The organism is Streptomyces sp. NPDC048417, from assembly GCF_040651615.1.
In the GTDB taxonomy this organism is placed as follows: Bacteria; Actinomycetota; Actinomycetes; order Streptomycetales; family Streptomycetaceae; genus Streptomyces.
Window position 1 is genome coordinate 113,129 of the sequence record NZ_JBEZKI010000014.1, and the last position, 13,313, is coordinate 126,441.

Sequence of the window (13,313 nt, forward strand, 5' to 3'; positions counted from 1 at the left end):
TCCACTTAATTCTTCTACGGGGTACGTCTTAGAAACGCTAAGTCATCGCTCCTCTCGGGCGCGCCAAGACCGAGGCCCTGTGTCCAACTCGGCCCCTCATGGGCCACTATGGGCCGGACGGTCACCGACGGCAGGTCATGGGAGGCGTCATGAAGCTCGGCAGGGCACTGGCCACCGGGGTCGCTCAGGAGCGGCCGCTCGTCCACGACGAAGAACCCGACATCCCCGAAGAGAGCCACGAGCCCCAGACCGTGTCGGTGCCCGAAGAGGCCCCGGCCGCCCGATGAGGCTGCGGCTCCCTGCGGAACGCCCGACGGAGCCGCCGACCGGCTACAAGATCGCCCACCCGGTGCTGTCCCAGGACGGCGCCCGGGCCGGGTTCACCGGTGTGTCGCTGGGCGGCGCGCTGCCGTACGGAGTACTCGACGACGCGTCCTGCGTCTATGGCCGGCGGCACCGCCCGCCCGCGCGACTGTGCGACTGCGGCTTCCACTGCGTGCACGAACGCGGGGCCGCCGAGGCCCTGTTGTGCACGGCCGAGCACCGGGCGGCCGTGCTGCTGGAGATCTCCGTGCTCGGCGCCTACATCCGCTTCGAACGTGGCTTCCGCTACGCCCGGCAGCGGGTCCGCACGGCCACCGTCGGCCCGTGCGCCTGCGGTGGGCGGGCCGTGGCGCTCGCCGACGCGGGCTGGGGCAGGCCCGGTTGGCGCGCCCTGGCGGCCGCCTGCGGGGGCTGTGTACGCGCGCGTACGTCCGTCTCGCTCGCCGGGTTCGCCCGGCTGGCCGGACAGGGGCTGCGCATGGCCGCCGGGGCCCCGGGGGCGGTCGCCGCCGAGCCGGTGCCGGTGCCCGGCGAGGGCTTCGGAGTGCCCGAACTGGTCGCGGAGGCGGCCCTGTTGCAGGCCCGCCTCGACTGGTTCCAGAGCCAGCTCGCGCGACTCGGCGAGCGGGGGGAGCGGGGCTGACGGACGGGTCGCCTCGCCTGACCGCCGGCGACCTGGGTACTCGGAAGGTCAGTAGGCGCAAGCGGACGCCGACGAGACCGGAAGGGGCAGTACCGATGGCGAAGAGGACCGCACACGGAACGGGGGCCCGGATCACCGACTCCGCGGGCGCCTTGGCGGCGAAGGCCGATCTCAAGGGGCGTACCCAGGCCCGCGCCGCCGATCTCAAGGACAAGGCCGGCGCCCTGACCGTCCAGCTGCGCGAGGGCGCCACCCGGGCCGGCCATCAGGCCCAGGACCGGGCGGCGAAGGGCGGTCACACGGCCCAGGAGCAGATGGTGAAGGCGCGGCACACGCTTCAGGAGCAGGCGCTCAGGACCGGGCACGCCGTTCAGGAGCGGGCGGGGCGGGCGGGTCATCTGGCCTCCGGCAAGGCCGTCGAGGCGGCGCACGCCGCCGAGGGGCGCATGCCGCAGTCCGCGCGCACGGCCGCCCGGAGCGCTCTGCGGCACACGCGCCCGGTGCTGATCGCGAGCGCCGCCCTCGCCCTAGCCGGTGCCGTCGCCGTGCGCGTCCTGCGCCGGAGCGGCCGCCACTGAATCCGCTCGGGGCGTCCTCCTCTCCACCTCTGCCTCTCCGTCGTCTCACCGAAAATCTGATCCGTCTGGACAAAAAAAGTTTTCGGTGAGACGGTGGAGTCATGCTGGACGTGACCGTGATCGAGGACCCCGAGGCCGCGGCGGTGTCGCTGGACCCCATACGGGCCAGGCTGCTCGCCGAACTGGCCGCCGCACCCGCGTCGGCCGCGATGCTGGCCGGCAAGGTCGGGCTGCCCCGGCAGAAGGTGAACTACCACCTCAAGGCGCTGGAGCGGCACGGCCTGGTCGAGCTGGCGGGAGAGCGGCGCAAGGGCAATGTCAACGAACGCCTGATGCGCGCGACCGCCGCGTCGTACGTCATCTCGCCGGCCGCCCTGCCCGCCGTACAGCCGGACCCGGACCGCTTCCGCGACCAGCTCTCCGCGCGCTGGCTGCTCGCGCTGGGCGCCCGCCTGGTGCGCGACGTCGGCACGCTGATCAATGGTGCCGCCAAGGCTCGCAGGCGACTGGCGACCTACGCGCTGGACGGCGAGGTGCGCTTCGCCTCCGCCGCCGACCGCGCGGCGTTCGCGCAGGAGCTGACGGCGGGCGTGAGCGCGCTCATCCGCAAGTACGACACACCCGACACGGAGGACGGCCGGGACCACCGGATCGTCGTCGCCCTCCATCCCACGGTCAAGGCGGATCCCCGCCCGACGGCGGATCCGCGCCCGACGGCGGATCCCCGCCCGGCGGCGGAGACTCACCCGACGGCGGATCCCCGCCCGGCGGCGGAGACTCACCCGACGGCCGTGCATCCCACGGCCGAGACCCACCCGGCGGCCGAGGACCGGCCCGGGGTCTCGGACCGGACCACCCCCGAACTGGATCAGTAGGCAGCAGGAGCCCCGACATGTCCAAGGAATTCGAGATCGCCCGCGAGTTCGAGGTCGACGCCACGCCCCAAGAGGTGTGGGAGGCGATCACCAACGGTACCGGTGCCTACCTCTGGCCGATGGAGCCGCCCGAGCCCCGGGTGGGCGGCGCGGCGGCCTTCGGCTCCACCGTGACCGCCTACGAGCCGCCGCACCACCTGATCGTCCGCAGCGAGGACGTCGGTTCCCCGGTACAGAGCGTCAACCAGCTGGAGCACGTGATCGAGCCGCGGGACGGCGGCCGCCGTGCCTGGGTACGCTACGTGCACAGCGGGATCTTCACCGACGACTGGGACAACCAGTACGACGGCGCGAGCCGGCACACCGACTTCTATCTGCACACCCTGCGCGAGTACCTGGTCCACTTCGCGCCCCGCCCGGTCACCTTCGCGCAGCTCAACGGCCCCGAGGCGGCCCAGGCGCCGGACGCCTTCGACACCGTGGGCCGCGCCCTGGGCCTGCCGGACGACCTGGCCGAGGGCGCGAAGGCGAGCGTCCGGGGGCCCGGCGGGCGGACGCTGGAGGCGGTGGTCGACTACCGCAACCCGTACTTCATCGGGCTGCGCACCGACGACGCCCTCGTCCGGTTCTTCGGACGCAACCACTGGGGCGCCCCGGTCGGGATCAGCATCCACGACTTCGCACCGGACGCCGACGCCGAGGCGAACGAGAGCGCCTGGCAGGACTGGCTGGACGGAGTGTTCAGCCAGTCCTGAGCCACCGGTGCCCACAAGGGCCTACCGGCTTACGGGCGGAAGCGCAGCACCTGCGGGTCGTGGTCGCTGATCTGGTCGTGGAACTCCGAGTTGACGTGCACGCTGTCGTACTCGAAGTCGCCGCCCCGGCGGATCTCCTTGCTGATCAGGATCTGGTCCAGGACCTGCTCGTTGCCCTGGTAGTCGTAGGTGTAGCGCTCCTTGGTCGGCAGCGACTGGATCGCCGACCAGAGCGCGCCATGGCTCTCCAGGATCCTGGTGGTGCCGGAGAAGTCGAAGTCGTTCATGTCGCCGAGCGCGATGACGTTCGCGTCCTTCTGGACGTCGAGGATGCTCTTGACGAACGCGTTGACCAGCGTCGCCTGCGCGTGACGCTGGACCTCCGAGCTGCGCGCCACCGGCTGGTACTGCGCGGTCAGGCCCTGGTCGCCGCCCTTGGAGTTCAGGTGGTTGGCGATCACGAAGACCGTCTTGCCGCGGAAGACGAACTCGCCGGCCAGCGGCTTGCGGCTGGCCGTCCAGGCGGAGTCCGCCGGGTCGACCCGGCCCGGGGAGGCGGTGAGCTGGGCCTGGCCGTGCACCTTGGTGACGCCCACCGCGGTGGTGGAGTCGCCGCCCGCGCGGTCGACGAAGGACACCCGCTCGGGGTTGAAGAGGAAGACCTGGCGGATGTTGCCGCCGGGCTCGCCGCCGTCCTGGTCGTTGACCGGGTTGATGGACCGCCAGTCGTACTTCGGGCCGCCGGCCGCGACGATCGCGTCGATCAGCTTGTTCACGGTCACGTCGGCGGCGACCGTGCCGTCGTCCGTCGCGCCGTTGTCGTCCTGGATCTCCTCCAGGGACACGATGTCGGGCGACTGGAGGTTGTTCACGATCGCGGCGGCGTGCGCGGCGAAGGTGGCGTCGGAGGGGTCGAGGTTCTCGACGTTGTACGTGGCGACGGCCAGCTCGCTCTTCGACTGCTTCTTCGTCGTCTCGCGCTGCAGGCCACCGCTCTTGAGGGTGCCCAGCTCGCTCGCAACGAGGGTGTAGCCGCCGAACTGGTTGTAGTCCATCGGGCCGGTCGTGGCGCCGGTCAGCGTGTCGCCGACGTTCGCCACCGGGAAGTCGGCGGTCGAGCCCAGGGACTGGATCTGGAGGCGGCCGGTGTTCTGGTCGTCGTAGGAGCGGTACAGCGAGCCGCCGCGGACGGTGCGGTTCTCGTGCGGCTTCACCGTGACCCACAGCTCGGCGTACGGGTCGGTGGCGGTGACCACGCGGGTGTCGCGGACCTGGACGTTCATGCCCTCCAGGGACTCGTAGTAGTCCAGGGCGTACTTCTTCGGCTGGAGCGTGAGGCCGTTGATCGAGCCGGCCGCGGCTGTGTCACCCGCCGGGGTGTACTCGGCCGGCACCGACTTCTTGTCGATCACGACCGGCGCCGGGACCGCGTTGCCGGTGGAGACCGTGGTGACCGTCGGCTTGGTGATCTCGGTCAGCGACTGGTTGCCGGTGGTGGCGCCACCCGGGACGTACTCGGAGACCGTGCCGGTGACCGTGACGGAGTCGCCGACCGCGACCTTCGGGGTGGAGCTGGTGAAGACGAAGACGCCCTCGCTGGTGGCCGGGTTGTCGTCGGGCGTCGGATCCTGGAGCCAGAAACCCCGCGAGGAGCCGTAGGTGCGCGTGGCCGTGACGATGCCGGGGACGTCCGTCACCTTCTGGCCGGCGTACGGCGATATGCGCGTGGCGCCCTGGACGTCATGGATGCGCAGCCCGTCGGCCTGGGCGGGCGAGGTGAGGGCGACGGTGGACGCCGCGCCGCAGACGGCGGCGACGGTGAGCGCGGCGAGACGCGCGGAAGACCTGCTCGGCAAGGAAATCCCTCCGGGGACATAAACGGTGCCGGGACGAGGGTGCGTCATGGAGTGGGCATGACACGCGTAGACAAGGAGTGAACGCTTGTCCCCCTGGTTTCTACGCGCGTCAATCTCGTCCTTGCGTAGGGGAGTTGTCAAGGTTTCGGCCATGTACGGAGCCCGGCGAGGAGATGAACCGGGCGGCATGGGTGGAAATCCGTCTAGGCTGAGCGGCTGAGCCGTACGGCGTCCCGATGGTCGTACGGCCGTCGTACGGAGTCCATGTCGTCGTACGACCGTAGAGGCGTCCGAGGAGAACCACCCGATGTCAGACAGCTCCCCCCTGCCGCCGGTGCGGTTGCGCCCCGAAGCGGAGCTGGCACGCGCCGCGCTGGCCACGCCGCTGCTCTCCCGGGCCGCCCGGCTCGCCCGCTGGGCCAGCCCCGACACCCGCGTCGACGCAGGTGGCGGCCTGGCCGAGGAGCAGCTCCCGGCCGCCGCCGAGCTGCTCGGGCTCACCGGGGACGACGCCGCCGCATACGCCGCCGAGGCCTGGCGGGTCGCCCTGGACACCGGGCTCGTCGAGACCGTCGACGAGGAGGCCGGGACTGTGGCCGCCGGGGAGGAGCTGGCGCTGCTCACCGGGGGCTCGCCGCACGACGTCCTCGCGGTCTGGCTGGCCGCGCTGGAGACCGTGATCGGCGACGCGAGCGTGCCCGACCTGGACGGAATTGTCGACGCGCTCGGCGACGGCGGCGAGGTCGATTTCTCGTCACTCGGCTGGGACCCCGAGGCGGAGGGGGATTTCCTCGACGGCGTCCTCGGCAACCTGTACCTGCTGACGGTGAGCGAAGGCGGTCCCGGCGAGGCGCCGGTGCCGCTGCCCGCGCTCGCCGCGTCCATGATCGTGCCCAGCGACATGGGCGAGCCGACCAACGACGTCCTGGAGCAGGTCTCCGACGCGATGATGCGGCTCGACGACCAGTTCCGGATGCTGGAACCGGTCGGACTCGTCGCGTACCAGCCGGTCGACGAGGCGCTCATGGCCGACGCCGAGGAGGAGCCGGCGGCGGGGCCGGTCGACGAGAGCGACGTCACCCGGTACGGCATGGTGCGGCTCACCCCGCTCGGCGCGTACGGGCTGCGGGCGCGGCTGCTGGAGGCCGGGTTCGAGGCGCCGGCCGTCGGGGAACTCGCCGACAAGGGCGCGGACGCGTTGCTCGACGGTATGGCAGCGTTTCCGCAGGGGGCCGCGCAGGCCGAGACCGAGCAGTGGCTGGCCCGCCGCGAATCCCTCGCCGCCGCACGGGAGTTGCTGGCCGCCGCGGGTGGCGAGGACGCGGGCGCGCCGCTGCGCCGACTGCGCTGCCAGCAGGCGCTGTCCCTGGTCGGCGGCGAGGCCGAGCCGGCGCTCCGCGAGGTCCTCGACGACCCCGAACTGGGCGGACTGGCCAGGGTCTGGCTGACCGAGCGCGGCGCCGCCGACGTGCCGCCGCCCTCGCCGGACATGATCTTCTGGCTGACCATCGACACGGTCGCCGCCCAGCTGGCCGCCGAGGGCAACTCGGAGGAACTGCAGGCCCTCGTCGAGGGGCTGGCCCAGCAGCACGCCGGGTTCTTCGCCGAGGCCTGGCGGGTCGACCACCCGGACACGGCCGACGTCCTGGAGGCGATGGGACGCCTGCACCCGGACAAGAAGGTCGCGAAGGAGGCCCGGAAGGCGGCGTTCAAGGCACGGTCGCAGCACGGCGGGTAGGCGCCGAAGGGGAGGGGGTGCGCGGGAGGTCGGGCACCCCCCCGGATGCGTTGAGTGCGGCTGAGCGCCGTCGCGGCGGGAGGGATTCCAGACCGCGGTCGTCGGGGTCCGTGGCGCGTTCGTGGGTGTGGTTTTTGGTTGCCGTGGGGCGGCGCATACGGATTCATGGAACATGCGAAGCGGATGTCGCCCTGAGTTCAGGCGGAGTTCAGACGTGGCCGGGAGCGTGTGCGCCGACCCGAGGTCCGCCACCCTCCACGGCACTCCGACCGTCACCAGGAGACACCATGTCGCTCACCCGCAGGGACTTCGCCAGGAAATCCGCGATCACCGGTGCCGGTGTCGCGCTGGCGGGCAGCGTCGGCGCCCTCGCCACCGCCCCCAACGCCCTCGCCTCCACCGAGACCGATGCGTCCGACGCGGCCGAGTCGGGGCACGGCCACGGACACGACGGCGTCGGCTACGGGCCGCTGCTCCCCGACCCCGACGGCATCCTCGCGCTCCCCGCAGGCTTCAAGTACCGCGTCATCACCTACAGCGGCAAGACCCGGCTGGAGTCGGGCGAGTTCACCCCCTCCAACCACGACGGCACCTCCACCTTCGACGGCCCCCGCGGCGCCACCCTCCTGGTCAACAACCACGAGCTGGCCGGGCCCCGCGCCAACTGGACCCACCCGGTGCCGCTCACCGAGGGCCTCGTCTACGACCCCGCGGCCGCTGGCGGCTGCACCGTCGTCGAGGTACGCCACGACAAGGTCGCCGAGTGGGTCGGCATCGCCGGCACCGCCACCAACTGCGCGGGCGGCAACACCCCTTGGGGCACCTGGCTCACCTGCGAGGAGACTGAGGACAAGGCCGGCGCCAACGGCATGACCAAGGACCACGGCTATGTCTTCGAGGTCGACCCCGAGGACCGCCGGGCCAACAAGAACCCCAAGCCCCTCAAGGCGCTCGGCCGGTACGCCCACGAGGCCGTCGTCGTCGACCCCAAGCGCGGCCACCTCTACCTGACGGAGGACGCGTCCAACCCGAACGGCCTGCTCTACCGCTGGACCCCGCCCGAGCACTTCCACCACGGCCGCGGCAGGCTGCGCACCCTCGCCGACGACGCGGGCACGCTCCAGGCCTTCAAGTGCTTCGACTCCGGCGGCGTCTTCGTCGACGACCTCTCCCGCGCCACGAAGATCGGCACCGTGTACGGCGTCGACTGGGTGGACGTCCCGGACCGCGACGCGAGGACCACCTCGGTCCGCAAGCAGTTCACCACCGGCCAGGTCACCCGCGCCCGCAAGCTGGAGGGCATGTGGTGGGGTGACGGCGGCGTGTACATCGTCTCCTCCTACGCCCGCGCGGAGAGCCCCGTCCAGCACGACGGCGCCGTCTGGTTCTACGACCCCAAGCGCCGCACCCTCACCCTGAAGGTCCTCATCGGCGTCAACCCCGACCCGTCGGTGGACGGCGCCTTCGACGGCCCGGACAACATCACCGTCTCCCCGTACGGCGGCCTGGTCATCGCCGAGGACGGCGAGGGCATCCAGCACCTTTTCGGCGCCACCGACAGCGGCCGCACCTACCCGATCGCCCGCAACGAACTCAACGCCGGCACCGAAGAAGAGCCGGAATACAGTGAGTTCACCGGCGTCACCTTCTCGCCCGACGGCAAGACCCTGTACGCCAACATCCAGACCCCGGGCATCATGCTCGCGATCACGGGGCCCTGGAAGCGGCAGAAGCGCGGCTGATTAATTCACTCGCCCGGCCCGCGGCACGCCTCCTAAGGTAATGAACGTCCAGGTGCGAAGGCAGGACCTACTTCCACTGATAATGGGGCGGCCGCGGGTTCGAGTCCCGCCACCGGTACAACGCGCCGGTGTAGCTCAGGGGTTAGAGCACCTACGTCGGTTCCGCCGGCCTTGAACTCTGGACACCAAAAACTTCATGCACCTCCCGGTGCGTGTGTCACTGAACTCGGGAGGCGCAGCTCATGGTGGGTGTCCGGTGCGCAGGCAGCGGATACTTCAGGGCCCTGGTCCCCGAAAGGGGGTGCGGGTTCGAATCCCGTCATCGGCTCAGGGCCGATGTGGCGGAAAGGAAGACGCGCCAGGTTATAGTCCCGTCGCCGACTCCTGATCTCGGACACCCTCCTATTGCCGCGCCTCCTCCCAGACTCCAATGAATTCGGGGGGAATTCACCATGGCGCGATTCAACACCAAGGCGGCCCGGGCGCAGCCCACTTCGCGGGTCACCTCGACCGGACGCGTGCTCCGCACCTACCAGGGCGGGCGTGGTCAGGAGCGGGACACGCGTTCCGAGCTTTTCCTGCTCGCCGTCGCCAACTTCGTCTCGCAGCAGACCTTCTACGAGACCGGCGCCGACCGCGACGACCGGTACGCGAAGCTCGTCCGCGAGCTCGCCGTCACCGATCCGGTCTGGACCGCCGGCCTGCTCGGCTGGCTGCGCGGCGAGGGCAACATGCGGACCGCCTCCCTCGTGGGCGCCGCCGAGTACGTGCACGCACGCCTGACCGCGGGCGCCACCGAGGGCCCCTCGAACCGGCAGGTCGTCGCCTCCGTGCTGCAGCGGCCCGACGAGCCCGGCGAACTGCTCGCCTACTGGACGGCGACCTACGGCCGTGCCGTCCCCAAGCCCGTCAAGCGGGGGATCGCCGACGCCGTACGGCGGCTCTACCACGGCAAGTCGCTGCTCAAGTACGACACCGCGGCCAAGGGATACCGCTTCGGCGACATCCTCAACCTGGTGCACGCGGCGCCGGACCCGGACAAGCCGTGGCAGGGCGAGCTGTTCCAGTACGCGCTGGACCGGCGGCACCACCCGGACACGGCCGTACCGCCCGTGTCCAGCCCGGTGCTCGCCGCGCACCGCGAGCTGATGGCGCTGCCGGTCGCACAGCGGCGTGCGGTCGTCACCGAGCCCGGTGGCGCCGAGCGGCTCGCGGCGGCGGGGCTGACCTGGGAGGCACTGGCCGGATGGCTCCAGGGCCCGATGAACAGGGCGGCCTGGGAGGCCGTGATCCCCTCCATGGGGACCATGGCACTCGTCCGCAACCTGCGGAACTTCGACGAGGCCGGCGTCTCCGACGAGGTCGCCGCGCAGGTCGCGGCCCGGATCAGCGACCCGGCGGAGGTGGCGCGCTCGCGGCAGTTCCCGTTCCGGTACCTCGCCGCGTACCAGCACGCCCCGTCGCTGCGCTGGTCCTTCCCGCTGGAGCGGGCGCTCGGCCACTCGCTGGCCAACGTGCCCGCGCTGCCGGGACGGACGCTGGTGCTGGTCGACCGGTCCGGCTCGATGTGGGGCCCGCTGTCCGACCACTCGCGGCTCAACCGGGCCGACGCGGCGGCGATCTTCGGTACGGCGCTCGCGCTGCGGGCGTCGGACGCGGACCTCGTCGAGTTCGGTACCACGAGCAAGCGGCTGACGTTCGGCAAGGGCGAGTCGGTGCTGAAGATCCTCGGCCGCTTCGGCTCGCTGGGCGGTACCGACACCACCTCGGCGATCCGCTCGCACTACCGGGGGCAGGACCGGGTGCTGATCGTCACCGACGAGCAGTACACCTACCACCGGCACGGCGACCCGACCCAGCAGGTCCCGGCCCACATCCCGGTCTACACCTGGAACCTGGCCGGCTACCGGGTCGGCCACGGCCCGTCGGGAGCGGCCGGCCGGCACACCTTCGGCGGCCTCTCGGACGCGGCCTTCCGGATGGTGCCGCTGCTGGAGGCCGCCCGGGACGCCGACTGGCCGTGGGCGACGGCCGCCTGACCGCCGGCCCATGAGCGTGGCCCGCACCTTCACGGGGGGTGCGGGCCACACCCGTGCCCCGCGCCGCATCCGTGCCCGCGCCGCATCCGTGTCCGCGCCGCATCCGTGCCCGCACCACACCCCCTGCCCACGACACACCCTTGCCCGCATCGCGATTGATATCTAACATTTCAGTTCATGGAGGCCCTGCGACCCGTCCCCCGCACCCTGCTCCGCGACCGTGCCTACGCGGCCATTCGCGATGCCATCGTCGCCGGCGAGATCGAACCCGGTGCGGTGGTGCGGGACGCCGAGTTCGCGGAGCGGCTCGGGCTGTCCCGGGCGCCGGTGCGGGAGGCGTTCGCCCGGCTCGTCGACGAGGGGCTCCTGGAGAGCAAGCCGCAGAGCTACACCCGGGTCACCCCGGTCGTGGCCGCCGACGTACGGGACGCGGCGGCCGTGGTCGGCGCCATGCACGAACTGGCCACCCGGGCCGCCGTACCCCGGCTGCGGGACACCGACCTCGACGTGATGCGCGCGGCCAACGACCGGTTCGCCGCCGCCGTGGGCGCCGGTGACGTGGACGAGGCCCTGCGCGCCGACGACGAGCTGCACGACGTACTGATCCGGGTGGCCGGCAACCGTGCCGCCGCCGCCACCGTCGCCCGCTACACCCCGCTGATCCGCCGCCTGGAGCGCCGCCGCTTCGGCGAGGGCGGCTCCTGCCGCTCGGCGGGTCTGCACGAGCGGCTCATCGAGGCGTGCGCGGCCGGCGACACGCGGGCGGCGGTCCGGGTCACCGCCGACATCTGGCACACCCTCGCCGACCTGGCCGACCCCGACTGACACCAGGAGCCTCCATGTTCCCCTCCGCGCCCCTTTCCCCGACCATTTCCTCCTACGAGCGATACCCCCTCCTCTTCGGCCCCTCGCCCGTGCATCCGCTGGAGCGTCTCACCGCCCATCTCGGCGGGGCCGCGCTGTGGGCCAAGCGGGAGGACTGCAACTCCGGGATCGCCTACGGCGGGAACAAGACGCGCAAGCTGGAGTACCTGGTGGCCGACGCCCTGGCCCAGGGCTGCGACACCCTCGTGTCCATCGGCGGCGTGCAGTCCAACCACACCCGCCAGGTCGCCGCCGTCGCCGCGCGCGCCGGGCTCAAGTGCGTGCTGGTGCAGGAGAGCTGGGTGGAGTGGCCGGACTCGGTGTACGACAAGGTCGGCAACATCCTGATCAGCAGGCTGGCCGGGGCCGACGTCCGCCTCGTCCGGGCCGGGTTCGGCATCGGGTTCAAGGAGAGCTGGGAAGGGGCGCTGCGCGAGGTCGAGGAGTCCGGCGGCAGGCCGTACGCCATCCCGGCCGGCGCCTCCGACCACCCGCTCGGCGGGCTCGGCTTCGCCAACTGGGCGTACGAAGTCGCCGAGCAGGAGCGGGAGCTGGGTGTCTTCTTCGACACGGTGATCGTCTGCTCGGTGACCGGGTCGACCCAGGCCGGCATGGCCGCCGGGTTCGCCGCGCTGGCGCAGGCGGGTGGGCGTGCGCGCCGGGTGATCGGCATCGACGCCTCGGCCAGGCCCGCCGAGACCCGCGAGCAGATCGCCCGCATAGCCGACCGGACCGGACGACTGATCGGTCTCCAGCGGGAGTTGACCGTCGACGACATCGAGCTGGACGAGCGCTACCACGCGGGCGTCTACGGCATCCCGGACGAGACCACCCTGGAGGCGATGCGGCTGGCCGCCCGCACGGAGGGCATGGTGACGGACCCGGTGTACGAGGGCAAGTCGATGGCGGGGATGGTGGACCTGGTCGAACGGGGCGAGATCGGCGCCGACTCCACGGTGCTCTACGCCCACCTCGGCGGCCAGCCGGCACTGAACGCCTACAGCGCGTTGTTCTAGCGCCGGGTGGCCCTGGTGCTGCGACTAGACGTTCTCGCGGCGTCGGCCCGTGATCACGAACGCCGCCACCAGCAGCGCGGCCACCGCGACCAGCGAGCCGATGCCGAAGGCACGGGACGCGCCATGGGTGAGGATCTCGGCGGACGTGCCGGTCGCGTGCCGGGTCACCGTTCCGTACACCGTGACCAGGACGGCGAGGCCGAGGGTGCCGCCCAGCCACTGCAGCGTCTGCAGCAGGCCGGAGGCGGCGCCGGCCTCCCGGGACTCGATGCGGGCGAGGATGGTCGCGTTGAGCGGCATGAAGCTCAGGCCGACGCCCACGCCCAGCAGCAGCAGCGGACCGAGCAGCCCGGTGGCGTAACCGTCCCCGGGCCGCAGTCGCCACAGCCACCCGCCCGTGACGACCAGCAGGGCGATGCCGGTCAGCAGCACCGGCTTGGCCCCGAAGCGGGCCAGCAGCCGAGGCAGCAGACGCACCACCGTGAACATCGCCAGGGTCATGGGCAGGAACGCGGATCCGGCGCGCAACGGGCTGTATTCCAGGACCTGTTGGCAGATGAGAGTGAGGAAGTAGAAGGCGCCGAACATACCCGCGGGCAGCAGCATGATGGTGAGGTAGCCGCCTGCCCGGTCGCGGTCGGCGAACAGCCGCAGCGGCATGATCGACTGGCCGGCCCGGGACTCGATCAGGGTGAAGCCGAGGAGCAGCGCGAGCGCGCAGCCGAAGCCGGACAGGGCCTGGGCGTCGCTCCAGCCCGCCTCGGAGACCCGGATGAACGCGTACACGAGCGAGGCCGTCCCGGCCGTCCCGGTCAGCGCGCCCGCCAGGTCGAAGCGGCCCGCGTGGCGCGGGGTCTCGGCGACGAAGCGGGGCAGGGCCAGG

11 protein-coding genes and 1 pseudogene are annotated in these 13,313 nt (G+C 71.9%); 10 read left to right on the top strand and 2 right to left on the bottom strand.

Annotated elements, in window-relative coordinates; genetic code table 11:
- Nucleotides 1-149: 149 nt before the first annotated feature.
- The 5 genes from AB0D59_RS22785 to AB0D59_RS22805 all read left to right on the top strand — a co-directional run bounded on the left by AB0D59_RS22785 (nucleotide 150) and on the right by AB0D59_RS22805 (nucleotide 3,175).
- A complete protein-coding gene (locus tag AB0D59_RS22785) occupies nucleotides 150-287 on the top strand; it encodes a hypothetical protein (RefSeq protein ID WP_362568143.1) in 138 nt (45 codons plus the stop codon).
- Nucleotides 284-967, top strand: a complete 684-nt coding sequence (locus AB0D59_RS22790) for a hypothetical protein (RefSeq protein ID WP_362568145.1) — start codon at nucleotides 284-286, stop codon at nucleotides 965-967. The genes AB0D59_RS22785 and AB0D59_RS22790 overlap by 4 nt, the downstream gene beginning before the upstream one ends.
- Before the next feature lie 95 nt (nucleotides 968-1,062).
- Complete coding sequence (locus AB0D59_RS22795) at nucleotides 1,063-1,545, top strand: hypothetical protein (RefSeq protein ID WP_362568147.1); 483 nt, start codon at nucleotides 1,063-1,065, stop codon at nucleotides 1,543-1,545.
- 101 nt (nucleotides 1,546-1,646) lie between these two features.
- Nucleotides 1,647-2,420 carry a helix-turn-helix domain-containing protein gene (locus AB0D59_RS22800; protein WP_362568149.1) on the top strand — a complete coding sequence of 258 codons (774 nt, stop codon included), beginning with the start codon at nucleotides 1,647-1,649 and terminating at the stop codon, nucleotides 2,418-2,420.
- 17 nt (nucleotides 2,421-2,437) lie between these two features.
- Complete coding sequence (locus tag AB0D59_RS22805) at nucleotides 2,438-3,175, top strand: SRPBCC domain-containing protein (RefSeq protein ID WP_362568152.1); 738 nt, start codon at nucleotides 2,438-2,440, stop codon at nucleotides 3,173-3,175.
- Between the two features lie 29 nt (nucleotides 3,176-3,204).
- Here AB0D59_RS22805 and AB0D59_RS22810 read toward each other — a convergent pair whose 3' ends face one another.
- A complete protein-coding gene (locus AB0D59_RS22810; protein WP_362568155.1) occupies nucleotides 3,205-5,031 on the bottom strand; it encodes an endonuclease/exonuclease/phosphatase family protein in 1,827 nt (608 codons plus the stop codon).
- 307 nt (nucleotides 5,032-5,338) lie between these two features.
- Here AB0D59_RS22810 and AB0D59_RS22815 point away from each other — a divergent pair, with 307 nt between their 5' ends.
- The 5 genes from AB0D59_RS22815 to AB0D59_RS22835 all read left to right on the top strand — a co-directional run bounded on the left by AB0D59_RS22815 (nucleotide 5,339) and on the right by AB0D59_RS22835 (nucleotide 12,430).
- Nucleotides 5,339-6,769 (top strand): hypothetical protein, encoded by a 1,431-nt coding sequence (locus AB0D59_RS22815; protein ID WP_362568158.1) that lies wholly within the window; start codon nucleotides 5,339-5,341, stop codon nucleotides 6,767-6,769.
- 287 nt (nucleotides 6,770-7,056) lie between these two features.
- Nucleotides 7,057-8,511 (top strand): alkaline phosphatase PhoX, encoded by a 1,455-nt coding sequence (locus tag AB0D59_RS22820; protein WP_362568161.1) that lies wholly within the window; start codon nucleotides 7,057-7,059, stop codon nucleotides 8,509-8,511.
- A 452-nt stretch (nucleotides 8,512-8,963) separates the two neighbouring features.
- Nucleotides 8,964-10,550, top strand: coding sequence for a TROVE domain-containing protein (locus AB0D59_RS22825; RefSeq protein WP_362568164.1), 1,587 nt, complete (start codon nucleotides 8,964-8,966; stop codon nucleotides 10,548-10,550).
- 177 nt (nucleotides 10,551-10,727) lie between these two features.
- The gene (locus AB0D59_RS22830; RefSeq protein WP_362568166.1) at nucleotides 10,728-11,375 is read left to right on the top strand and encodes a GntR family transcriptional regulator; all 648 of its coding nucleotides are present in this window, start codon (nucleotides 10,728-10,730) and stop codon (nucleotides 11,373-11,375) included.
- Between the two features lie 14 nt (nucleotides 11,376-11,389).
- A complete protein-coding gene (locus AB0D59_RS22835; protein WP_362568169.1) occupies nucleotides 11,390-12,430 on the top strand; it encodes a 1-aminocyclopropane-1-carboxylate deaminase in 1,041 nt (346 codons plus the stop codon).
- A gap of 24 nt (nucleotides 12,431-12,454) precedes the next feature.
- Here AB0D59_RS22835 and AB0D59_RS22840 read toward each other — a convergent pair.
- Nucleotides 12,455-13,312, bottom strand: a pseudogene (locus AB0D59_RS22840) (MFS transporter); the annotation flags it as partial.
- Nucleotide 13,313 lies beyond the last annotated feature (1 nt).